Origin of the sequence: Pseudomonas sp. NFPP25, assembly GCF_900116505.1 — a bacterium.
GTDB lineage: Bacteria > Pseudomonadota > Gammaproteobacteria > Pseudomonadales > Pseudomonadaceae > Aquipseudomonas > Aquipseudomonas protegens.
Genome location: NZ_FPBG01000003.1, coordinates 388323 through 410205 on the forward strand (window position 1 = coordinate 388323; position 21883 = coordinate 410205).

Genomic DNA, 21883 nt, shown 5'->3' on the forward strand with positions numbered 1-21883 from the left:
GGCTTGGGTAAGCGGATCGATTATAGAAAGGCGGCTAACGATTCAACAAGGGGCTTGGCGGCTGCCGGGCTGGCGAGAAGGTTTTCGACCTTCAGGGGCGCCATTGGCTGCGGCGGCAGGCGATCAGATGCGGGCGGGGACGCTGCTGGTGTGCCAGATCAGTACGCGGCTGACGCGGTTTTCCTCGGTTTCGAGGATTTCCAGGCGGTAGCGGCCGATTTTCAGGCACACCGCGCTGTCGGGGATGGTTTCCAGGGCTTCGGTGACCAGGCCGTTGAGGGTCTTGGGACCGTCGCTGGGCAGGTGCCAGCCCAGGCTCTTGTTCAGCTCGCGGATCGATGCCGCACCTTCCACCACATAGCGGCCATCGGCCTGGGGGTGGATGTGCGGGTTGTCCAGGCTGTGCTCGCTTTCGAACTCGCCGACGATTTCTTCGAGGATGTCTTCCAGGGTGACGATGCCCAGCACTTCGCCGTATTCGTCCACCACCATGCCCAGGCGCCGTTGCTGCTTGTGGAAATTGAGCAGTTGCAACTGCAACGGGGTGCTTTCCGGGACGAAGTAGGGCTCGTGGCAGGCCGCCAGCAGGGCCTCCTTGGTCAGGCTGGCGTCCGGCAGCAGGTGACGGATCTGCCGGGTGTTGAGAACCGCTTCGACCTGGTTGATATCGCTGTGGAACACCGGCAGCCGTGTGCGTCTGTTCAGGCGCAGTTGGGCGATGATGTCCTCGATCGGGTCGTCCAGGTTGATGCCGTCCACTTCGCTGCGGGGCACCAGGATGTCATTGACGGTGATGTTGTCCAGGGCGTGGATGCCGGACAGGGCATGTGGCTCCTGTGGCGTGGGCTCGTCGTCCAGCAGCGCCGGGTCGTCGTCACTGTGCTTGACCGCGCCGGCCTTGCGGGCAAACGGGCGCAGCAGCAACTGGCTGAGGGTGTCGAGCAGCCAGGCCAGGGGATAGACGATTTTCATCGGGATGAGCAGCAGGCTGTTGCCAAAGCCCAAGGTACCTTCCGGGTAGCGCACGGCCAGGGCCCGCGGCAGGTATTCGGCCAGCACCAGCAGGGCGCAGGTGCTGATCAGGCAGGCCAGCCAGGGGCCATTTTCCGCCCAGTAGAACAGCGCCAGCAGGGTACTGATGATCACCGCCAGGACCCGGCACAGGGTATTGCACAGGATCAGGCTTTCCTTGGGGAAGGCCAGGCGTGCCTGGGACTTGTCGCCGTTGCGCGAGTTGCCGCGCAGGGTCATCAGGTGCTGCTGGGCGGCATCGATAGCGGTGAACAGGCCCGACCAGACGATGAGCAGGGCGATTACCGCGAGCATGGGCCCGGTGGGCAGGGAGTCGGTCATGGCCGGTCGTCAGATGTGCAGGATGTATTCACGAACCAGCTTGCTACCGAAGTAGGCCAGCATCAGCAGGCAGAAACCTGCCAGGGTCCAGCGAATTGCCTTGTGCCCGCGCCAGCCGAGGCGATTGCGGCCCCATAGCAGCACGCTGAACACTACCCAGGCCAGGCAGGCCAGCAGTGTCTTGTGCACCAGGTGCTGGGCGAACAGGTTCTCGACGAACAGCCAGCCGGAGATCAGCGACAGCGACAGCAGGGTCCAGCCGGCCCAGAGAAAACCGAACAGCAGGCTTTCCATGGTTTGCAGTGGCGGGAAGTTCCTGATCAGCCCGGACGGGTGCTTGTTCTTCAGCTGATGGTCCTGCACCAGCAGCAACAAGGCCTGGAACACCGCGATGGTGAACATGCCGTAGGCCAGGATCGACAACAGGATGTGGGCGAGGATCCCGGGTTCCTCATCGATCACCGGCACTGTGCCGGTGGGGACGAATTGCGCCAGTAGCGCGGTCAGGGCGCCGAGCGGGAACAGCAGTACCAGCAGGTTTTCCACCGGGATGCGCCAGCAGGCCAGCAGGGTCAGGGCGATGACTGCGGCGGCAATCAGGCTGGCGGCGCTGAAGAAGTCCAGGCCCAGGCCGACCGGAGTCAGCAAGTGGGTCAGCAGGCTGGCGGCATGGGCCAGCAAGGCCAGGATGCCGAGCGTAACCAGCAGGCGCTTGTTCGCCTTGGCGCCTGTGGCCAGGCGGGAGCCTTGGTAGAAGGTCGCAGCGGCATAAAGGACGGCGGCGGCGAGGGTGGGTAGCAAACTGGGTGACAAGGGGAGCATAAATCCTGTTAGGCAGGCCCGAAAGTCGCTGAGTTTGGCATAGAACCCAGAGCCCTGAAAGACCAGGCAAGCAGACGGCGAGGTGTCCGCCACGCACAGTCTTCGCTATAATCCGCGACCTGCCCACGCCGCAGGCTCATCGAGCACCTGTTTATTACGCTCTGGGCCGCCATTACCCCCGGTCTACCTTGGGCCTGAAAGGATCGAGCATGTTTGAAAACCTAACCGACCGTCTCTCGCAGACGCTGCGCCATGTCACCGGCAAGGCCAAGCTGACCGAGGACAACATCAAAGACACCCTGCGCGAAGTGCGCATGGCGCTGCTCGAAGCCGACGTTGCGTTGCCGGTGGTCAAGGACTTCGTCAACTCGGTGAAGGAGCGTGCGGTCGGCACCGAAGTGTCCCGCAGCCTGACGCCGGGCCAGGCTTTTGTGAAGATCGTCCAGGCCGAGCTGGAAAGCCTGATGGGCGCGGCCAACGAAGATTTGAACCTCAGCGCAGTGCCACCGGCCGTGGTGCTGATGGCCGGTCTGCAGGGTGCGGGTAAGACCACCACCGCCGGCAAGCTTGCGCGCTTCCTTAAAGAGCGCAAGAAAAAGAGCGTGATGGTGGTCTCCGCGGACGTCTACCGTCCGGCGGCTATCAAGCAGCTGGAAACCCTGGCCAATGATATTGGCGTGACCTTCTTCCCATCGGACCTGAGCCAGAAGCCGGTAGCTATCGCCGAAGCGGCTATTAAGGAAGCGAAGCTCAAGTTCATCGATGTCGTGATTGTCGACACCGCCGGTCGCCTGCACATCGACAGCGAGATGATGGACGAGATCCAGGCGCTGCACGCGGCCATCAAGCCGGTGGAAACCCTGTTCGTGGTCGACGCCATGACCGGTCAGGACGCCGCCAACACCGCCAAGGCCTTTGGCGACGCGCTGCCGCTGACCGGTGTGATCCTGACCAAGGTCGACGGCGATGCCCGTGGTGGTGCCGCGCTGTCGGTGCGGGCCATTACCGGCAAGCCGATCAAGTTCATCGGTATGGGCGAGAAGAGCGAAGCCCTGGAGCCGTTCCACCCCGAGCGCATCGCTTCGCGCATCCTCGGCATGGGCGATGTGCTCAGCCTGATCGAACAGGCTGAAGCGACCCTCGACAAGGACAAGGCCGACAAGCTTGCTAAAAAACTGAAGAAGGGCAAGGGCTTCGACCTCGAAGACTTCCGCGATCAGTTGCAGCAGATGAAGAACATGGGCGGTCTCGGCGGCCTGATGGACAAGTTGCCGAACATCGGTGGCGTGAACCTGGCGCAGATGGGCAATGCCCAGGGCGCGGCAGAGAAGCAGTTCAAGCAGATGGAAGCCATCATCAACTCCATGACCCCGGCCGAGCGCCGCGACCCCGAGCTGATCAGCGGTTCGCGCAAGCGCCGGATCGCCATGGGCTCCGGCACCCAGGTGCAGGACATCGGTCGCTTGATCAAGCAGCACAAGCAGATGCAGAAGATGATGAAGAAGTTCTCCGCCAAGGGCGGTATGGCCAAGATGATGCGCGGCATGGGCGGTATGTTGCCCGGCGGTGGCATGCCGAAGATCTGAAGAATCCGCGCCGGCCGTCATGCCGGCGCTTTTTTCCACGGGGACGTGGAATCCCGGGCAAACCCTCGATTGGGGTGCGCTCACTCGCTGTCGCTTGCGGCAGCTCCATGGCAAATCTGAATGGCAGCCGACGGGCGCCGGAAAAAGTCATTTGCAAAAGTCCGGATATTCCTTAGAATATGCGGCCTTTCGGGCACCCATGCCCGCTGTGCATTTAGATTTGCAGCACCGACTACAGGAACGATGTTCACATGCTAACAATCCGTCTTGCCCTTGGCGGCTCCAAAAAGCGCCCGTTTTACCACTTGACCGTGACCGACAGCCGCAATCCACGCGACGGTTCGCACAAAGAACAAGTTGGCTTCTTCAACCCGATCGCTCGTGGTCAAGAAGTCCGCCTGTCCGTGAACCAAGAGCGCGTAGCCTACTGGCTGAGCGTTGGTGCACAGCCTTCTGAGCGTGTTGCTCAGTTGCTGAAGGAATCGGCTAAGGCTGCAGCCTGAACCCTATGAACGCGACGCCAGCTCCTGCTGATGATTTGATCGTTATCGGCAAAATCTACTCTGTTCATGGCGTTCGCGGCGAAGTGAAGGTCTTTTCCTTTACTGATCCGATTAAAAACCTGTTGGACTACAAAACCTGGACGCTCAAGCGCGAAGGTAGCGTGAAGCAGGTTGAGCTGGTCAGCGGACGCGGGAACGACAAGTTCCTGGTCGCAAAGCTCAAGGGTCTTGATGATCGCGAGGAAGCTCGTCTTCTGGCCGGTTACGAGATCTGCGTGCCGCGCAGCCTGTTCCCTGAACTGACCGACGGCGAGTACTACTGGTACCAGCTGCAAGGTCTCAAGGTTATCGACGGCCTCGGGCAACTGCTCGGGAAGATCGATCACCTGCTGGAGACCGGCTCGAACGATGTAATGGTGGTCAAGCCTTGCGCTGGCAGCCTGGATGATCGCGAACGCCTGTTGCCCTATACCGAGCAATGCGTGTTGGCCGTCGACCTGGCCGCGGGCGAGATGAAGGTGGAATGGGATGCGGACTTCTAAGCGTGGCTAACTTGCGCGTAGAAGTGATCAGTTTGTTTCCCGAGATGTTCTCCGCCATCAGCGAGTACGGCATAACCAGCCGCGCGGTGAAACAGGGGCTGTTGCAGCTGACCTGTTGGAATCCGCGAGACTACACCACGGATCGACATCACACTGTGGACGATCGCCCGTTTGGCGGTGGTCCGGGCATGGTGATGAAGATCAAGCCCCTGGAAGATGCACTGGTTCAGGCCAGAAACGCAGCCGGGGAGGGCGCGAAGGTGATCTACCTGTCGCCCCAAGGCCGCCAACTGAATCAGTCGGCGGTGCGCGAGTTGGCGAATGAGGATGCATTGATCCTGATTGCTGGTCGTTATGAAGGCATTGACGAGCGTTTTATTGATGCTCATGTCGATGAAGAGTGGTCGATTGGCGACTATGTACTCTCCGGTGGCGAGCTGCCGGCGATGGTCCTGATTGATGCGGTTACGCGACTGCTGCCCGGAGCTTTAGGGCATGTGGATTCCGCGGAGGAAGATTCCTTCACGGACGGTCTGCTGGATTGCCCGCACTACACCCGACCGGAGGTGTATGCGGATCAGCGTGTTCCCGACGTGTTGCTAAGTGGCAACCACGCACACATCCGGCGTTGGCGTTTACAGCAGTCCCTTGGTCGGACCTATGAACGACGCGCCGATCTTCTGGAAAGCCGCTCGCTTTCTGGAGAAGAGAAGAAGCTGCTCGAGGAATATCTCCGCGAGCGGGACGATAGTTAACAACGTATCGATGGTAGATCCGACGATTTACCTTAGGAGCACAGCATGACCAACAAAATCATCCTTGCACTCGAAGCAGAGCAGATGACCAAAGAGATCCCAGCCTTTGCCCCGGGCGACACCATTGTCGTTCAGGTGAAAGTGAAGGAAGGTGATCGTTCCCGTCTGCAGGCGTTCGAAGGCGTAGTTATCGCCAAGCGCAACCGCGGTGTGAACAGCGCGTTCACCGTACGTAAAATCTCCAACGGCGTTGGCGTAGAGCGTACTTTCCAGACCTACAGCCCGCAGATCGACAGCATGGCTGTCAAGCGTCGCGGTGACGTGCGTAAAGCCAAGCTGTACTACCTGCGCGACCTGTCGGGTAAAGCAGCTCGCATCAAGGAAAAACTGGCTTAAGTCCAGCTTCCGATGCAGAAAAAAGCAGCCTACGGGCTGCTTTTTTGTTGCCTGTCATTTAATGCCCGGAGCGGTTCAGCAGGGCGCAGACCGTGTTGGCGATCCGTTCCAGCAGTACCTCGTCATAAGGCAGCCAGGGCATGGCGGTCAATTTGCCGCTTTGCGCCGCCAGGGCCATCTCCACGGGTTCGCCATCGCGTGTCACGCGCCCGGTGGCCAGATGCACCGCATGGTCGCCGATGCGGACATGACGCCCCTCCAGCGACAATTTCCCCTGCTCGATAAGTGGGGCGAAAGCCCTGCCCAGGACGTGATGGCGCATCAGAGCCATCTGGGTGAGGTTGTGCCCGGCCAGCAGGTTCAGGCGTTGCTCGCGCCTGGCGGCCGGCATTTGCGGCAGGGGCTGGCCGGTGGCGCTCTGTGCCAGCTCTTCGATGGCGAAACTGCTGACGCTCACCAGCAGGTCGATGGCCCGGCAGGCTTCTGAAAACACCTGCGGCGGCACATCCTGCAGCAGCATCGGCTGCCAGTGTTTATCGGTGCGCCGAGCGAAGCTTGCGCTGCCGGACAGGCAGTGCCCCTGCAGCCCCGGATAGAGTGCCGCGTCCACCGCAAAGCTCACCCGGATATCCCCCAGGTTCCGGCTCAGGCCGCTGTCCCTGTCGATCTTCCAGCCTTCGCGGCGGGCCAGGCCGATCAGGGGGCGGATGGACAGGCTGTATCCGGCGAATGCCTGGCAGGTGCGGCTTTCCAGCTCTTGCTGAGAGGGCAGGTAGTACTCGCGAAACACTTGGCGCAGCGGTTGTTTGATCCGGCGTTCGCTGATCAGGGCCTGCCAGGCGTGGCGCTCTGCGGCGTTGGCTGACAGCGGGTGCCATAGCGAAATCCAGCACCCGGCATCCAGGCTCAGCGGTTGGCCCCGGGAGTCTAGCGTTTGAGCATTTGCGTCCAGCAGGAAGCTGCGGCGTTGGCCATCTGTGCAATGGGCAACCCAAACCAGTGAGCGGGCAAAGGGCGAGCCCACGGCGGAGTCCGCCAGTTGCGCTCGCCAGTCGCTGTAAGACAACTCGAAGGTTTGCCACAGCCCGGATTCCAGGCAACTGGCCAGAAGCCCGTGCTGAGCCTTGCCGGGCGTGCTGGTGGGGGCCAGGCGCAAAGCGATCTCGGGGCGTTGGGCCAGGCCGCGTTCGGCAGGTTTGAGGTTGCGGGTGAGTTTTTTCTGGATGCTGGCATGGCGCACCAGGCTCAGGGCGCTGCGCAGTGCTTGCACGCTTTCCGGGGTTGGCACCTGCTCGATGCAGTGCCCCAGGGCAATGGCCAGGGACTGCGACGGCGCAGTCTTGGCCTGGGTCGGGGCGACGCAGGCCTTGGGCAGCAAAATGTCCATCAGTGGCGGCAGCCAGGAGGCATCGCGCAGCAGGGCGACCCGCGCGGCGCGGGCGATCACCGGGGTGTCATCGGTGGTAAAGGCGCCATCGGCCACATAGGGCGTGGCGCCGCTGTGGATAGCGTCCAGGCGCTGGGCGGCAGTGCTGAGGATCTGCTGTGAGAATTCGACGTACGCCGCGTCATCCATCAGTACCCTGGCCGGATCGGCGCTCAGGTGATGATGGCCGGTCCAGTACTCGCTGCCGGCCAGGGCCTGCCGTGAGCGAGGCTCCAGTTGCCCAAGCAGTTCGAACTCCTGCCGGGCGTAGGGCGCATCGGCGTAGTGTTGTTCCACACAGCGCCGCAGCGCCGTGCGGGTTTCTTCATCCACCCATTGCGCCAGCACGTACGCCTGGTGGTAGTACAGCGCCCACTGTGGGCCCGGCTCCGCAAGGATCCTGCGCAGTTCCTCGGCCAAGGCGGGGCTCGGTGTTCCGCTGAAACAGGCCAGTTGTTCCAGCGCTTCCTGCCAGTTCACGCAACTGCGCAGCGCCTCCAGCAGGGTGGTTTGATCGAGGGCCGGGCTCAGCTCCAGTTGCGTGGCCTGTTGCACGATCGCGGTCGCCAGTTGCTGTGCCGCCGGGTTGGCATGGTCGCGCAGGGCCCGGCGGATGGCCGGCCACAGGCTGCCCAATTGAGCGGGCGTCAATGGGCTGATGTCGGGCGGCGGGCCGATGAAGTTCGGATGATCCACTCGGTCGGGGTTCAGGCGTTGTTGCAGGTGTGCGACGAGCGAAGGCGCGAGCGGGGCATCCATGGCGGCGGGTCTCCTTTTTCAGTGCGCGGATAATCGCATTTTTTATCGCCGGTTGTGGCCTCTGGCCCCTGGCGGGTTCTTTCGGCCCCTGCCGGGCGGCGATATACTCGCCGGCCCAATAAAGTGTGATCGCCCGATCCGTGCAGCCCGCACGGACGCCCAGGGTGCGTCGCATCCTCCCGGCAATCCTGGCCTGGTTCTATCCACAGGCGGGCCGCCCCGATTATTCCCATCCAGCCTTGGGTCGCTGCCCTGCAGCGCTCATGGGCGTGCCATGCCCGCAGCGTGCCCGTGCGCGGATCCATCCATTCAGGCAGTAGTCCGATGACCCTTCGTGAGCAAGAAATCCAGCGCCGTACCGAACTCTCGGTGACCCGCGTGACCAAGGCGGTATTCCCGTCCACCACCAATCATCACAACACCCTGTTCGGCGGCACTGCCCTGGCCTGGATGGACGAGGTTTCGTTTATCGCCGCGACCCGTTTCTGCCGGCTGCCGCTGGTGACGGTGTCCACCGACCGCATTGATTTCAACCATCCGATTGCCGCAGGTTCGATCGTCGAATTGGTGGGACGAGTGGTGAAGGTGGGTAACACCAGCCTCAAGGTCGAAGTCGAGGTGTTTGTAGAGAGCATGAGCTGTGATGGTCGGGAAAAGGCCATCCATGGCTTGTTCAGCTTTGTCGCCATCGACGATGACAAGCGCCCGGTGCCGGTGCTTCCAGGGTTTGCGACGTAGGAGCCGGCGTGCCGGCGAATAAGCCATCGGGCCTCTTCGCTGGCAAACCAGTTCCTGCAAGGGGGAGCGTTACAGGGACTCGGGCTGGATCAGGGCCAGCAGCGTCCAGCCTGCCGCCGGCTTGAGGCTGCTGTCTGGGGTGACGACATGCACCCAGCCGCTACTGTCGCGGGCAAACAGCAGAGTGGCGCGTTCGCCGTGCAGGGCCTGGTAATCGTTCCAGCCAAAGGCTTCGGTCAGGTTGGTGCTGTACAGCTCCGCGCCCTGGCCCAGCAGGCTGGCCAGCTTGGTGTAGGTCAAGGCCTCGCTGCCCAGCAACTGGCCGCGGTGTTCGTGGCTGGCCCGGTGCTTGTCGGTGCGCCGGCTTTCCTGGCTGTTGGCCAGGGCAAACAGGCGCTGGTGGCCGAAGTCGTGGCGAAAGCGCATGGCGGCCAGGGTGTTCAGCTCTCCTGAGGGCGAGAGTGCAAGCAAGTGGCCCAGGCCCACCAGGTCCAGATGGGCATCGGCGTGCTGCGAGGCCGGGTTGCCGAAATAGGTGGGCAGCCCTTCCATGCGCGCCGCGCGAATGTTTTCCCAGCTGGAGTCGGTCAACAGCACCCGGCTGCCCAGTTGCTGCAAGGCTTTGCCAAGGGTCCGTGCCGGGCCGTTGGCGCCGACGATGAGAAAGCCGCTGGGCGCCGGCTCGGCGACTTTCAACAGGCGCGCCAGGGGGCGAGCCGTGGCGCTTTGCAGGACCACGGTGCCGATGATCACGGCAAAGGTCAGTGGCACCAGCAGCAATGCCCCCTCATGACCGGCTTCATCCAGGCGGATGGCGAAGATCGCTGACACTGCTGCCGCAACAATCCCCCGTGGGGCTATCCACGCCAGCAAGGCGCGTTCACGCCAGTTGAGGTTGGAACCGGCCGTGGACAGCAGCACGTTCAGTGGCCGGGCGATGAACTGGATCACCAGCAGCAGGATCAGCACCAGCGGGCCCAGGGCAATCAGCGCCTTGAGGTCCAGGCGTGCCGCCAGGAGGATGAACAGCCCGGAAATCAGCAGCACGCTGAGGTTTTCCTTGAAGTGCAGGATGTGCCGCACATCCACGCCCTTCATGTTGGCCATCCACATGCCCATCAGGGTCACCGCCAGCAGCCCGGATTCGTGCATCACCTGGTTGGACGCGATGAAGATTCCCAGCACTGCCGCCAGGGTTGCCAGGTTGTGCAGGTATTCCGGCAGCCACTGGCGACGCATGATGCTGCCCAGGACCCAGCCGCCGGCGATGCCGAACAGGCTGCCGCACAGAATCACCCCGCCAAAGGTCAGCAGGCTCTGGCTCAGACCGGCGCCCTCGGCGCTGGCGATGATGAAGCTGTAGACCACCACCGCCAGCAGGGCGCCGATAGGGTCGATGACGATGCCTTCCCAGCGCAGGATATTGGCGATCGAAGCCTTGGGCCGCACTACCCGCAGCATGGGCACGATCACCGTCGGTCCGGTGACCAGGGTCAGGGTGCCGAACAGCAGGGCCAGCATCCAGTCGAAGCCCAGCAGCCAGTGGGTGGCCAGGGTGATCACGGCCCAGGTGGACAGTGCGCCGATGGTCACCAGGCGGTGCACCACACTGCCGATCTCGCGCCACTCGGAGAGGTGCAGGGTCAGGCTGCCTTCGAACAGGATCAGCGCCACCGCCAGCGAAACCAGGGGCATCAGCAGCGGGCCGAACATCTCCTGCGGGTCGAGCCAGCCCAGTATCGGCCCGGCCAGAATGCCGCTGAGCAACAGAAAGAGAATGGCCGGCAGTTTCAGCCTCCAGGCCAGCCACTGGCAGCCCAGCGCGGCCACGCCGATGCCGCCGAAGGCCAGCAGAATCTGTTGTTCACTCATCAATGCACCCTGTTCCTGAAAATGGCTGGCTATGAAAGACTAGCGACCCTGCGCGCAGTTCACTATTTTTTTACGCCTGGCCTCTGGGCCGCGCCTTTCGAGTCTTTATGCCTGCCATCGACCACCCCCTGATCGACCGTTTTCTCGACGCCCTGTGGTTGGAGAAAGGCCTGTCCGACAACACGCGCGACGCCTATCGCAGTGACCTGGCGTTGTTCAACGGCTGGTTGCAGGAGCAGGGGCTGGAGTTGCCGCGGGCCGGGCGCGAGCTGATCCTCGATCACCTGGCCTGGCGCGTGGAGCAAGCCTACAAGCCCCGCTCGACAGCGCGATTCCTCTCGGGCGTGCGTGGTTTCTATCGCTATCTGCTGCGGGAAAAGCTGATTGAAATCGATCCCACCTTGCAGATCGACATGCCGCAACTGGGGCGTCCGTTGCCCAAGTCGCTGTCGGAGGCGGATGTGGAAGCGCTGTTGGCCGCGCCGGACCTGAGCGAGGCCATCGGCCAGCGCGACCGGGCCATGCTCGAAGTGCTCTATGCCTGCGGCCTGCGGGTTACCGAGCTGATCAGCCTGACCCTGGAGCAGGTCAACCTGCGCCAGGGCGTGCTGCGGGTCATGGGCAAGGGCAGCAAGGAGCGCCTGGTGCCCATGGGCGAGGAGGCGATTGTCTGGGTCGAGCGCTACATGCGTGATGCCCGCGCCGAGCTGCTGGGCGGGCGCCCCAGCGACGTGCTGTTCCCCAGCCTGCGTGGCGAGCAGATGACCCGCCAGACCTTCTGGCATCGGATCAAGCACCAGGCCAAGGTCGCCGGGATCGGCAAGGCGCTGTCGCCCCACACCTTGCGCCATGCCTTCGCTACCCATCTGCTCAATCACGGCGCAGACTTGCGAGTGGTGCAGATGCTGTTGGGTCATAGCGATCTGTCCACCACCCAGATCTATACCCATGTAGCCCGCGCCCGGCTGCAGGATCTGCACGCCAAGCACCATCCGCGCGGTTGATTTGCCTTCCGGGCCGTGCTTTGCGTCGCCCGTAGTCGGTGCCGGCAAACAGATGTGATAGGCTTTGCCGGTTTGCAAAACGGCTGTTTGCGAGCGGTTGCCATGGTGATCGCTGCGAGTGGCCCATTTGCCCGCCTTCAGGAGTTCCCATGCGCTTGACCCAGATTTTTGCCGCCGCCTCCCTGGCGCTGCTCAGCACTTTTGCCATGGCCGATGACAGTGCCGAGAAAGCCATCCGCAAGAGCCTCGAGACCCTGCAGCTCGAAACGCCTGTGGAAAGCATTACCGCCAGCCCCATGGGTGGCCTGTACGAAGTCAAGCTCAAGGGCAGCCGCGTGCTGTACGCCAGCGCCGACGGCCAGTTCGTGGTCCAGGGCTACCTGTTCCAGCTCAAGGATGGCAAGCCGGTCAACCTCACCGAAAAAACCGAGCGCCTGGGCATTTCCAAGTTGATCAACGGCATTCCGGTCGCGGAAACTGTGGTCTATCCAGCCATTGGCGAGACCAAGACCCACATCACCGTATTCACCGACACCACCTGCCCGTACTGCCACAAGCTGCACGCCGAAGTGCCCGAGCTGAACAAGCTGGGTGTGGAAGTGCGCTACGTGGCGTTCCCGCGCCAGGGCCTGGGCTCGCCGGGTGACGAACAGCTGCAGGCGGTCTGGTGCTCGGCGGACAAGAAAGCCGCGATGGACAAGATGGTCGACGGCAAGGAAATCAAGGCCGCCAAGTGCGCCAACCCGGTGTCCAAGCAATTCGCCCTGGGCCAGTCGATCGGTGTCAACGGCACCCCGGCCATCGTTCTGGCCGATGGCCAGGTGATTCCCGGCTACCAGCCGGCACCGCAGATCGCCAAACTGGCCCTGGGTGCGAAATAATCCTGCATCGTCACGCTAGCCTTTGACGATCATGGCCCGCCGGCCAAGCCGGCGGGCCATTAATAGAGAGCCGCGCAGTTTGCGGCTGTATTCCACGGCCGGCCTAGAGTCGGCCGTTTTATGGGGAGTTCAGAGTGAATCCGGTCAAAGTAGGCATCTGTGGGCTGGGTACTGTCGGTGGCGGTACCCTAAACGTACTTCAGCGCAACGCCGAGGAGATTGCCCGCCGTGCCGGGCGTGGAATCGAAGTAGCGCAGATTGCTACCCGTACGCCAAAGCCGCAGTTCCAAACGACCGGTATTGCGATTACCAACGATGTCTTCGCCGTGGCCACCAACCCTGAAATCGATATTGTCATCGAGCTGGTGGGCGGCTACACCGTGGCCCGTGACCTGGTGCTCAAGGCCATCGAGAACGGCAAGCACGTGGTCACCGCGAACAAGGCGCTGATCGCCGTGCACGGCAACGAAATCTTCGCCAAGGCCCAGGAGAAGGGCGTGATCGTGGCCTTCGAAGCCGCCGTGGCCGGTGGCATCCCGGTGATCAAGGCGATCCGCGAAGGCCTCTCGGCCAACCGTATCAACTGGCTGGCGGGGATCATCAACGGCACCGGTAACTTCATCCTCTCGGAAATGCGCGAGAAGGGCCGCACCTTTGAAGACGTGCTGGCCGAAGCCCAGGCCCTGGGCTACGCCGAAGCCGACCCGACCTTCGACGTCGAAGGCATCGATGCCGCGCACAAGCTGACCATCCTGGCCTCCATCGCCTTTGGTATCCCGCTGCAGTTCGACAAGGCCTACACCGAAGGCATCACCAAGCTCACCACCGCCGACGTGAACTACGCCGAGGCCCTGGGCTACCGCATCAAGCACCTGGGTGTGGCGCGCCGCACCGAGGCCGGTATCGAGCTGCGGGTGCACCCGACCCTGATTCCGGCCGATCGCCTGATCGCCAACGTCAACGGTGTGATGAACGCGGTCATGGTCAATGGCGATGCTGCCGGTTCGACCCTGTTCTACGGCGCCGGCGCGGGCATGGAGCCGACCGCTTCCTCGGTGGTGGCCGACCTGGTGGACGTGGTTCGCGCCATGACCAGTGACCCGGAAAACCGCGTGCCGCACCTGGCGTTCCAGCCTGACTCGCTATCGGATCATCCGATCCTGCCGATCGAGTCCTGCGAGAGCGCCTACTACCTGCGCATCCAGGCCAAGGATCACCCGGGCGTACTGGCCCAGGTGGCGAGCATCCTCTCGGAGCGCGGCATCAACATCGAATCGATCATGCAGAAGGAAGTGGAAGAGCAGGACGGCCTGGTGCCGATGATCCTGCTGACCCACCGTGTTCTGGAGCAGCACATCAACGATGCGATCACCGCCCTGGAGGCCCTGCAGGGCGTCGTTGGCCCGGTGGTGCGTATCCGCGTCGAACATTTGAATTAATGAAGCAGCCGCAAGTGGCAAGCGGCAAGCGCCAAGTCAGAAGCTGATCGGCTTTGACTTGAGGCTTGAAGCTTGCGGCTTGAGGCTCAAACCGAAGGTTTGTCCCCATGCGCTATATCAGTACTCGTGGCCAGGCACCGGCCCTGAATTTCGAAGATGTGCTGCTGGCAGGTCTGGCCAGCGACGGCGGTCTCTATGTGCCAGAGAACCTGCCGCGTTTCACTCAGGAAGAAATCGCTTCCTGGGCTGGCCTGCCGTATCACGAGCTGGCGTTCCGGGTCATGCGCCCGTTCGTCACCGGCAGCATTCCGGACGCCGATTTCAAGAAGATCCTTGAAGAAACCTACGGCGCCTTCTCCCACAACGCCATTGCGCCGCTGCGTCAGCTCAACGGCAACGAGTGGGTGCTGGAGCTGTTCCATGGCCCGACCCTGGCATTCAAGGACTTCGCCCTGCAGCTGCTGGGTCGCCTGCTGGACTACGTGCTGGAGAAGCGCGGCGAGCGCGTGGTGATCATCGGTGCCACCTCCGGTGACACCGGCTCGGCGGCCATCGAAGGCTGCAAGCGGTGCGACAACGTCGACATCTTCATCCTGCATCCGCACAACCGTGTATCGGAAGTGCAGCGCCGGCAGATGACCACCATCCTCGGCGAGAACATCCACAACATCGCCATCGAAGGCAACTTCGACGACTGCCAGGAAATGGTCAAGGCCAGCTTCGCCGACCAGGGCTTCCTCAAGGGCACTCGCCTGGTGGCGGTGAACTCGATCAACTGGGCGCGGATCATGGCCCAGATCGTCTACTACTTCCACGCGGCCCTGCAGTTGGGCGGCCCGGCACGTTCCATCGCGTTCTCGGTGCCCACCGGCAACTTCGGCGACATCTTCGCCGGCTACCTGGCGCGCAACATGGGCCTGCCGATCAGCCAACTGATCGTCGCCACCAACCGCAACGACATCCTGCACCGCTTCATGAGCGGCAATCAGTACGTCAAGGAAACCCTGCACGCGACCCTGTCGCCGTCCATGGACATCATGGTCTCGTCGAACTTCGAGCGCCTGCTGTTCGACCTGCACGGTCGCAACGGCGCGGCCCTGGCGGCCTTGATGGACAGCTTCAAGCAGGGCGGCGGTTTCAGCGTCGAACAGGATCGCTGGACCGAAGCGCGCAAGCTGTTCGACTCCCTGGCGGTGAACGACGAGCAGACCTGCGAAACCATCGCCGAAGTCTTCGCCCAGACCGGCGAAGTGCTGGACCCGCACACCGCGATCGGGGTCAAGGCCGCCCGTGAATGCCGGCGCAGCCTGGATACACCCATGGTGGTCCTGGGCACCGCGCACCCGGTCAAGTTCCCGGATGCGGTGGAAAAGGCCGGTGTCGGCAAGGCTCTGGAGCTGCCGGCGCACCTGTCCGACCTGTTCCAGCGTGAAGAGCGCTGCACGGTCCTGGCCAACGACCTGAAAGCGGTGCAGGCTTTTGTCAGCCAGCACGGCAATCGTGGCAAGCCGCTCTGATTCATTGGCTTCGCCGACTAACAAGCCCGTCTTCTGACGGGCTTTGTTTTTTCTTGCCCCAGTGGCATGAGTGTGGCTCGCAAGACGTCGGGAGGCCCGGATGATTCGCCGTCGAACCTATCGGAAACTGCCCGTCCAGCGCTGGCTGTACGGGCCTGTGCTGGTCTGTGCAATATTCGCTTGGGCGGCACCTGCCTACGCCGCTCAGAACCTGTCTTTCAAGTTGGTGCCGGCCTTTGTCGATCTCGACCCCTTGCCCCTGGCTCCCGCCGAGCAGCGATGGCTGAAAAGCCACCGGACCCTAAGGGTGGGGATTTCCATCGATGACTACCAGCCCATCGACATCACTCGCGACCGTAACCGTTACCAGGGCATCAGCGCCGATTACCTGAGCCTGGTGGGCGAGCGCCTGGGGACGTCCATGGAGGTCCTGGGCTTTTCCGAGCGCGAGCAGGCGGTGGAAGCGCTGCGCAACGGCACCATCGATGTGCTGACCAGTGCCAACGGCTATGAGCGCGGAGCGCCGGGGCTGCGTTTTACCAGTGACTACATGCCGGACCTGGCGGTGGTCGTGGTGCGTCGGGACGAGCCGCAGCCCAGTGACGACCTGGCGGGCAAGAAGGTGGTGCTGCTGGACGGCTACGCCAATGCCGCCCAGGTCCATGCGGCCTATCCCGACAGCCAGATCATGCTTTCACCGAACCTCTACAGCGGCCTGGAAGCGGTGAAGCAGGGGGATGCCGACGCCTTCATCGGCAACGAGGTGATCGTTCGCGCCTACAAGGCCCTGCGTCCGTACCTGGGGTTGCAGATCCACGTGGAAAGCCGCCTGCCGCCCACCGGCTTTGCCTTCGCCACCCGCGACAGCAATGTGCTGCTGGCGCAGTTGCTGGAAAAGGCCCTGCAAAGCATCGATGAATCCATACGCCGGGAAATCCAGGCACGCTGGACCACTGGCCTTGGGGCGAGCAACTTCGCCGAGCCGATCGAGCTCAGCGCCCAGGAACAGGCCTGGATCCTCCAGCACCAGCATGTGGTGGTGGCCTCCCAGCAATACCCGCCCCATGTGTTCAAGGACAAGGAAGGCCAGTGGACCGGCCTCAATATCGACCTGCTCAACCGTATCTCGCGCATGACCGGGCTGCATTTCGTGCAGAAGGAAAGCCAGACTACTGCCCAGACTCTGGAACTGCTGGAAAGCGGGGAGGCGCAGATGAACACCACCCTCACGGCCAGCGATGACCGGCGGTTGTTCCTGAACTTCTCCCATGCCTTCGGCGGCGCGGCCTGGGTGTTCGTGGTGCGTCCCGAGGACCGGCGCCTGAGCAGCCTGAAGCAGATGGCGGGGGAGGTGCTGGTGCTTCCGGCCCGGCACACCCTGGAGAGCTTTATCCGGCGCAACTACCCGGACATTCGCCTGCGCAGCGTTGCCAGCTATGAAGAGGCCCGGGCCCTGGTCAGCAATGGCGAGGCCATGGCGACTATCCAGAGCGAGGTGCAGGCCCTGGGGCCGGCCGAGACCGGGGTGATGGTAGGGCGCAGTGTCGAGGGCACCTGGTCGGCCGACGAGTTTTCCGTGCGCAAGGACCAGCCCGAGCTGCTGAGCATTCTCAACAAGGCACTGGAAGCCTTGCCGGTAGCGGAGCTCAGCGCTCTGCGCCTGAAATGGCTGGGGGCTACGCCAGTGCCGGTGCCTGCCTGGCAGCGCGTGCCGAACTGGGTGTATTGGGCGATTGCCACAGCACTGCTGTTCGGCCTGATTTCCCTGGCCTGGAACAGTCGCCTCAAGCGCCAGATCCAGCAGCGATTGCTGGCCGAACAGCGGCTCAATGATCAACTGGTGTTCAAGCGGGCTTTGCTCGACGGTATTCCCAACCCGATTTTCGTGCGCGACCTGCAGGGGCGTTTGATGACCTGCAACAAGAGTTATGAACAGCAATTGGGCACCAGCCTGGCGCAGATCCAGGGGCGGCAACTGACCGAACTGGACATCCTGCCGCCGGCCACCGCCCAGCAGTTGCATGGTGAGTTCATGCAGTTGCTGGCCTCCGGTGAGTCGGTGTTCGCCGACCGACAGGTGGAGTCCAGGGATGGCCCTATCGATGTCTATCAGTGGGCGGTGCCCTTCTACAGTGCAGAAGGGCAGTTGCAGGGCTTGCTGGGCGGCTGGATCGACATCACCGAGCGCAAGCGCCTGGAGAACCAACTGGTGGAGGCGCGCCAGGCGGCCGATCAGGCCAACGCGGCGAAGACGGCTTTCCTGTCCACCATGAGCCACGAGATCCGCACACCGATGACCGCCATCCTTGGCCTGCTGGAGCTGGAGAAAGAGCAGGCGCGGCTGCGCGGCGTGCCCTTTTCCGAAGCCCTGCGGGTGGCTTACCAGTCTGCCCAGGAATTGATCGGCCTGATGGGCGATAGCCTGGACCTGGCCAAGATCGAGGCCGGGTATATGCACCTGGTGCCCCAGGTCACCGCCCTCAAGCCGTTTTTCGAGAGTATCCGGCAGTTGTTCGAGGTCACGGCGCGCAACCAGGGCGTGCAGTTGCAGCTGGTGTTCAGTGAGCGGGCCAAGGGCCGTTATCTGTTCGACCCGGCGCGCCTGCGCCAGGTAGTGCACAACCTGTTGAGCAACGCGCTGAAATTCACCGCCCAGGGCGAGGTGCGGATGACGGTGGAGTGCCAGCCTGGCGAGTCCGGCCTTGAGTGCCTGCGCATCAGCGTTGCGGACACCGGCCGCGGTATCAGCGCCGAGCAGCAGGCCAAGCTGTTCACGCCTTTTGTCCAGGCCGATGCCATGACCTCGTCAGCCTACGGCGGCACCGGGCTGGGGTTGAGTATCTGCCGGCAACTGGTGGAACTGATGGGCGGGCGGATTCACCTGCTCAGCGAGCCCGGGGTCGGTACCGTGGTGTCGCTGGAGTTGTACCTGGAGCGGGTCAGTGACGATTTCGAGTCTGGGCCGGCGTCGACGCAGGAACGTCCGCCGAGCCGGAGCATGGAGGTGCTGGTGGTGGATGACTTGAGCGCCAACCGCATGGTCCTGTGCCAGCAACTGATGTTCCTCGGGCACCGGGTGGTGGCCTGTGACAATGCCCGGGAGGCGTTGCAGCAATGGCGTGGCGGCACCTTCGACGTGGTGATGACTGACTGCAACATGCCGGACATGAGCGGCTACGCCCTGGCCGAGGCGATACGCCAGGCCGAGGCACAGGAAGGGCGCGGGCGTTGTCCGGTGATCGGCTGCACCGCCAATGCCTTTGAAGACGAGCGCGAGCGCTGCGAGGAGGCCGGAATGGATCAACTGCTGGTCAAGCCGGTAACCCTGGATCAGTTGGCCCAGGCCCTGGCGCGCTTCCTGCCGCCGCCATCCTTCAACATCCAGACCTTGCGCAGCATGACCCAGGCCGACGACCAGGTGCTGCAACGCATGCTGCACGAGTTGTTGCGCAACCTCGCCGAGGAGCAGCAGGCGCTGGAAGCGGCGCACCAGGCCCGCGACCGGGAACGCCTTGGGGGTACCCTGCATCGGCTCAAGGGCGTGTGCTGCCTGATCGATGCCCTGCCCCTGGCCAGGGCCTGTATCGAGCTCGAGGGGCTGGTCAAGGGGCGGCAGGACGAGGCCATCGATCGTCATTGGCCATTGTTGCTGGAGGTCATCGCCAGCTTGCGCAGTGATATCCAGGCTGTCCTGGATGATTAAGACTTGTCCTATGTGTGCGTAGGAATTGTCTGATTAACCTGCCGGTTCGTTGTGGATACTTGCCACGCACGTCGTACCGGAGGTTGCCCCATGCATTCGCTTAAAGTGCTGATTCTCGAAGATAACTCGTTCCAGCTGATGGCCCTGCACCAGATGCTCAACGCCAATGGCGTGTTCAATGTCCTGACCGCCGAGAGTGTCGAGGCCGCGCGGCGTTCGCTGGACAGCAAGGGGCCGGTGGATATCGCCATCTGCGACCTGTACCTGGAGCAGGCCGACGGGCTGGAGTTGATCCGTGACCTGGCCCGCCAGGAGCGGGCCCGGGCGCTGATCATCCTCAGCGATGCTGAAGAGGATGTGCTGGAGGGGGCGGCCGGCATGGCCCGGGAGCTGGGCCTGAAAGTGCTGGGCTGCCTGCCCAAGCCGGCCTCGGTGACGGTGATCGGCGACTTGCTCACGGCCTACCAGCAGCACTCCAGGCAGGGGGCGCCGGCGCCGGACCAGGCGTTGCTGCGGGACTTGCTCGGGCTGGAGCCGTTTTCCCTCGACAGCGTCACCCAGGAGGAAGGGCTGGCGGCTATCCTGGGCCACGGCGTGGCGCATTTCCAGCCGGTCATCCAGCCCCACGGCGAGCTCCAGGGGGTCGAGGCCCTGGCCCGCTGGCAGCACCCCGAGCGCGGGCTGCTGATGCCCGGGGAGTTTCTGCCATTGATCGAGTTCGCCGGCCTGCAGGAGATCTTTACCTGGCACATGCTGGAACAGGCCCTGGAGCTGGCGGCCGGGGTGAAGCTGGTGATGGGCCATTCGTTGCCGGTGGCAGTGAACATTCCCATCGGCATCCTTGAACGGCCGCTGTTTCCCCGTCAGCTGGAGGCCTTGCTCAGGCGTTTCGAAGTGCCCGCCCGGCTGCTGACCCTGGAAATCATCGACACCACCCGGCTACAGACCGATACCGCCCATGTGGAGGCGCTGCTGCGTCTGCGGATGATCGGCTGCAAATTGTCCATCGGCGACTTCGGCATCGGCGGCACCAGCCTGCAGCGACTGTTGGAACTGCCCTTTACCGAGTTGAAGATTCCCCCGGTGTTCGTGGCGGGCATGGCGGCCGACGAGCGCAAGGTGGCCCTGGTCGGTGGGGCGATGAACATGGCCCGGCGCATGTCCCTGGGAGTGGTGGTGGCCGGAATCGAGAGCGAGGCCGACTATAAGGCGGCCAAGGCCCTGGGGGCGGCCCATCTGCAGGGCTGCTTCCTGGCCGGGCCGATGAGCGCTGCCCAGATGCGCCAGTGGCTGGCGCAGGCGCTGGACCGGGGTGCTGAGGGGGCTGGCGCTGAGGGCCTGTGTGCCTAGGACAGCCCGTGCTCCTGCACGTAGATGTACAGCGCGGCTTCGCTGGACAGGCCGAGCTTGCGCATGGCACTGACCTTCTGCGCACTGACGGTCTGCTTGCTGCGGTTGAGTTGCGCGGCAATTTCCCCGACCGCATGGCCAGCGGCCAACAGGCGGATCACTTCCAGCTCCCGCGGCGACAACTGATCGCTGGAAACCAGGCGGTCCGGCCCCACTTCGCCGGCCAGGCTCAGGGCCTGCTTGATGGCCTGGGCGATGTAGGGCTTGTGTTGCCGCGCCCGGGCGATGGCAGTCGGCAGCTCGTCCGCCAGGCTGGCCTTGCTCAGCAGGCCCGTTACTCCCAGATCGAGGATCGAGCGGAACAGCCCGGGGTGGTTGAGCATGGTCACCACCACGATGGGCAGGTCGGGGTGGCGGCGGCGCAGCTGTTCGATCAGGCGCAGGCCGTCGTTCTGCTGTTCGGCTGGCATCATGAAATCCGTCACCAGCACATCGCATTCGATCTCCTGCATCAGTTGCGCCAGGGCGGAGGGCGAGCTGGCCTCGCCGACGATGGCCAGGCTGTCGTCCTGTTCCAGGACGGCGCGCAGGCCAATGAGGAAGATCGGGTGGTCGTCGGCAAGGATGATGCGCAATTTGTTGTTCGTCGTTGCTTTCAAAGCTGAGCTCCAATGCAAAGGCGGCGTTGTTTGCGCCTGGTCGGCCGTTTTTCAGCTGTCATATTACCCGTGCATGCTCGGTTGACTCAGGTCGGCAGCAGTAGGTGTGGCGAACTTTCTTCTCTGAGCGATGGTCACTTGAATGTCAGAAAGCTACCGGCATTTTTGTTTTCGAACCTTTAATTCGAGCTATTGAGTGGTGATCTAGATGGAAAGTATCAGTCTTTTATTGAGTGAGGCCCTGAGCCCTTACCAGGTTGCTCTGACGCCTTGCGGGGCTCGGGGCGAATGCCTGGTGACCTTGAAGAATGCTGCCGGCGCCATCGTGGTGGAGCGTGAGGTCAATCGGGCCCAGCTCACTGACAAGCGCCTGCTCACTGATGTGGTGGACGGCCTGCACCGTGATGTGCTGATCGTCGAAGGCCGGCTCGAACCCTGCGTGATCGCCGCCCTGCGCCATGCCGCCGAAGACAAGGCGTTCGCCCGGCGCAATTGATCTGAAATTTTACGGAACCTTCCGCCAGGCCCGTCAGTCAGACTCAGTATCAGCAGGATCAGGCATTGTGCTCCGGTGCTTG

The 21883-nt window shown here is 63.1% G+C and carries 18 protein-coding genes; 13 read left to right on the forward strand and 5 right to left on the reverse strand.

What is annotated here, in order from left to right; translation table 11 throughout:
- Positions 1 to 123 precede the first annotated feature (123 nt).
- Together BM382_RS13815 and ccsA are read right to left on the reverse strand one after the other, a co-directional pair.
- The gene (locus BM382_RS13815) at positions 124 to 1353 is read right to left on the reverse strand and encodes a transporter associated domain-containing protein (protein ID WP_011059441.1); all 1230 of its coding nucleotides are present in this window, start codon (positions 1351 to 1353) and stop codon (positions 124 to 126) included.
- A 9-nt stretch (positions 1354 to 1362) separates the two neighbouring features.
- Complete coding sequence (gene ccsA, locus BM382_RS13820; protein WP_169892741.1) at positions 1363 to 2166, reverse strand: cytochrome C assembly family protein; 804 nt, start codon at positions 2164 to 2166, stop codon at positions 1363 to 1365.
- 218 nt (positions 2167 to 2384) lie between these two features.
- Between ccsA and ffh the strand changes: the two genes are divergently transcribed.
- From ffh to rplS, 5 genes are all read left to right on the forward strand, one after another.
- Positions 2385 to 3761 (forward strand): signal recognition particle protein, encoded by a 1377-nt coding sequence (gene ffh, locus BM382_RS13825; RefSeq protein WP_072443096.1) that lies wholly within the window; start codon positions 2385 to 2387, stop codon positions 3759 to 3761.
- A gap of 251 nt (positions 3762 to 4012) precedes the next feature.
- Positions 4013 to 4264, forward strand: a complete 252-nt coding sequence (gene rpsP / locus BM382_RS13830; protein WP_007927680.1) for a 30S ribosomal protein S16 — start codon at positions 4013 to 4015, stop codon at positions 4262 to 4264.
- 5 nt (positions 4265 to 4269) lie between these two features.
- The gene (rimM, locus tag BM382_RS13835) at positions 4270 to 4806 is read left to right on the forward strand and encodes a ribosome maturation factor RimM (protein WP_011059444.1); all 537 of its coding nucleotides are present in this window, start codon (positions 4270 to 4272) and stop codon (positions 4804 to 4806) included.
- A complete protein-coding gene (trmD, locus tag BM382_RS13840; protein ID WP_019094770.1) occupies positions 4788 to 5561 on the forward strand; it encodes a tRNA (guanosine(37)-N1)-methyltransferase TrmD in 774 nt (257 codons plus the stop codon). The genes rimM and trmD overlap by 19 nt, the downstream gene beginning before the upstream one ends.
- A 45-nt stretch (positions 5562 to 5606) precedes the next feature.
- Positions 5607 to 5957 (forward strand): 50S ribosomal protein L19, encoded by a 351-nt coding sequence (rplS, locus tag BM382_RS13845; protein WP_009047143.1) that lies wholly within the window; start codon positions 5607 to 5609, stop codon positions 5955 to 5957.
- A 58-nt stretch (positions 5958 to 6015) separates the two neighbouring features.
- Here the strand turns inward: rplS and BM382_RS13850 are convergent, their stop codons facing one another.
- A complete protein-coding gene (locus BM382_RS13850; protein WP_072443098.1) occupies positions 6016 to 8142 on the reverse strand; it encodes a DUF4132 domain-containing protein in 2127 nt (708 codons plus the stop codon).
- Positions 8143 to 8466: 324 nt separating this feature from the next.
- Here BM382_RS13850 and BM382_RS13855 point away from each other — a divergent pair, with 324 nt between their 5' ends.
- The gene (locus BM382_RS13855) at positions 8467 to 8880 is read left to right on the forward strand and encodes an acyl-CoA thioesterase (RefSeq protein WP_019094772.1); all 414 of its coding nucleotides are present in this window, start codon (positions 8467 to 8469) and stop codon (positions 8878 to 8880) included.
- Positions 8881 to 8949: 69 nt separating this feature from the next.
- On the opposite strand, the gene BM382_RS13860 is transcribed toward BM382_RS13855, so the two are convergent.
- Complete coding sequence (locus tag BM382_RS13860) at positions 8950 to 10752, reverse strand: cation:proton antiporter (RefSeq protein ID WP_072443100.1); 1803 nt, start codon at positions 10750 to 10752, stop codon at positions 8950 to 8952.
- A gap of 107 nt (positions 10753 to 10859) precedes the next feature.
- On the opposite strand from BM382_RS13860, the gene xerD reads away from it, so the two are divergent.
- From xerD to BM382_RS13890, 6 genes are all read left to right on the forward strand, one after another.
- Positions 10860 to 11756, forward strand: coding sequence for a site-specific tyrosine recombinase XerD (xerD, locus tag BM382_RS13865; RefSeq protein ID WP_011059449.1), 897 nt, complete (start codon positions 10860 to 10862; stop codon positions 11754 to 11756).
- 149 nt (positions 11757 to 11905) lie between these two features.
- Entirely contained in the window at positions 11906 to 12637 is a 732-nt protein-coding gene (locus tag BM382_RS13870) for a thioredoxin fold domain-containing protein (protein WP_011059450.1), read from the forward strand.
- A 134-nt stretch (positions 12638 to 12771) separates the two neighbouring features.
- Complete coding sequence (locus tag BM382_RS13875; RefSeq protein WP_011059451.1) at positions 12772 to 14076, forward strand: homoserine dehydrogenase; 1305 nt, start codon at positions 12772 to 12774, stop codon at positions 14074 to 14076.
- A gap of 107 nt (positions 14077 to 14183) precedes the next feature.
- Entirely contained in the window at positions 14184 to 15593 is a 1410-nt protein-coding gene (gene thrC / locus BM382_RS13880) for a threonine synthase (protein WP_011059452.1), read from the forward strand.
- 100 nt (positions 15594 to 15693) lie between these two features.
- Positions 15694 to 19296, forward strand: a complete 3603-nt coding sequence (locus BM382_RS13885; RefSeq protein WP_072443102.1) for an ATP-binding protein — start codon at positions 15694 to 15696, stop codon at positions 19294 to 19296.
- 90 nt (positions 19297 to 19386) lie between these two features.
- Positions 19387 to 20646: an EAL domain-containing response regulator gene (locus BM382_RS13890; RefSeq protein ID WP_011059454.1), complete on the forward strand. Its 1260-nt coding sequence runs from the start codon at positions 19387 to 19389 to the stop codon at positions 20644 to 20646.
- On the opposite strand, the gene BM382_RS13895 is transcribed toward BM382_RS13890, so the two are convergent.
- On the reverse strand, positions 20643 to 21305 hold the full coding sequence (locus tag BM382_RS13895; protein ID WP_011059455.1) for a response regulator: 663 nt from the start codon (positions 21303 to 21305) through the stop codon (positions 20643 to 20645). The two genes, BM382_RS13890 and BM382_RS13895, sit on opposite strands and share 4 nt — an antisense overlap.
- Before the next feature lie 208 nt (positions 21306 to 21513).
- On the opposite strand from BM382_RS13895, the gene BM382_RS13900 reads away from it, so the two are divergent.
- On the forward strand, positions 21514 to 21801 hold the full coding sequence (locus BM382_RS13900) for a DUF3509 domain-containing protein (protein WP_072443104.1): 288 nt from the start codon (positions 21514 to 21516) through the stop codon (positions 21799 to 21801).
- Positions 21802 to 21883 lie beyond the last annotated feature (82 nt).

What these genes read in the sequence shown, in the direction of transcription:
- BM382_RS13815 (WP_011059441.1), bottom strand. Translation starts at nt 1,353, where the DNA reads ATGACCGACTCCCTGCCCACCGGGCCCATGCTCGCGGTAATCGCCCTG.
- ffh (WP_072443096.1), top strand. Translation starts at nt 2,385, where the DNA reads ATGTTTGAAAACCTAACCGACCGTCTCTCGCAGACGCTGCGCCATGTC.
- rpsP (WP_007927680.1), top strand. Translation starts at nt 4,013, where the DNA reads ATGCTAACAATCCGTCTTGCCCTTGGCGGCTCCAAAAAGCGCCCGTTT.
- rimM (WP_011059444.1), top strand. Translation starts at nt 4,270, where the DNA reads ATGAACGCGACGCCAGCTCCTGCTGATGATTTGATCGTTATCGGCAAA.
- trmD (WP_019094770.1), top strand. Translation starts at nt 4,788, where the DNA reads ATGGGATGCGGACTTCTAAGCGTGGCTAACTTGCGCGTAGAAGTGATC.
- rplS (WP_009047143.1), top strand. Translation starts at nt 5,607, where the DNA reads ATGACCAACAAAATCATCCTTGCACTCGAAGCAGAGCAGATGACCAAA.
- BM382_RS13850 (WP_072443098.1), bottom strand. Translation starts at nt 8,142, where the DNA reads ATGGATGCCCCGCTCGCGCCTTCGCTCGTCGCACACCTGCAACAACGC.
- BM382_RS13855 (WP_019094772.1), top strand. Translation starts at nt 8,467, where the DNA reads ATGACCCTTCGTGAGCAAGAAATCCAGCGCCGTACCGAACTCTCGGTG.
- BM382_RS13860 (WP_072443100.1), bottom strand. Translation starts at nt 10,752, where the DNA reads ATGAGTGAACAACAGATTCTGCTGGCCTTCGGCGGCATCGGCGTGGCC.
- xerD (WP_011059449.1), top strand. Translation starts at nt 10,860, where the DNA reads ATGCCTGCCATCGACCACCCCCTGATCGACCGTTTTCTCGACGCCCTG.
- BM382_RS13870 (WP_011059450.1), top strand. Translation starts at nt 11,906, where the DNA reads ATGCGCTTGACCCAGATTTTTGCCGCCGCCTCCCTGGCGCTGCTCAGC.
- thrC (WP_011059452.1), top strand. Translation starts at nt 14,184, where the DNA reads ATGCGCTATATCAGTACTCGTGGCCAGGCACCGGCCCTGAATTTCGAA.
- BM382_RS13885 (WP_072443102.1), top strand. Translation starts at nt 15,694, where the DNA reads ATGATTCGCCGTCGAACCTATCGGAAACTGCCCGTCCAGCGCTGGCTG.
- BM382_RS13890 (WP_011059454.1), top strand. Translation starts at nt 19,387, where the DNA reads ATGCATTCGCTTAAAGTGCTGATTCTCGAAGATAACTCGTTCCAGCTG.
- BM382_RS13900 (WP_072443104.1), top strand. Translation starts at nt 21,514, where the DNA reads ATGGAAAGTATCAGTCTTTTATTGAGTGAGGCCCTGAGCCCTTACCAG.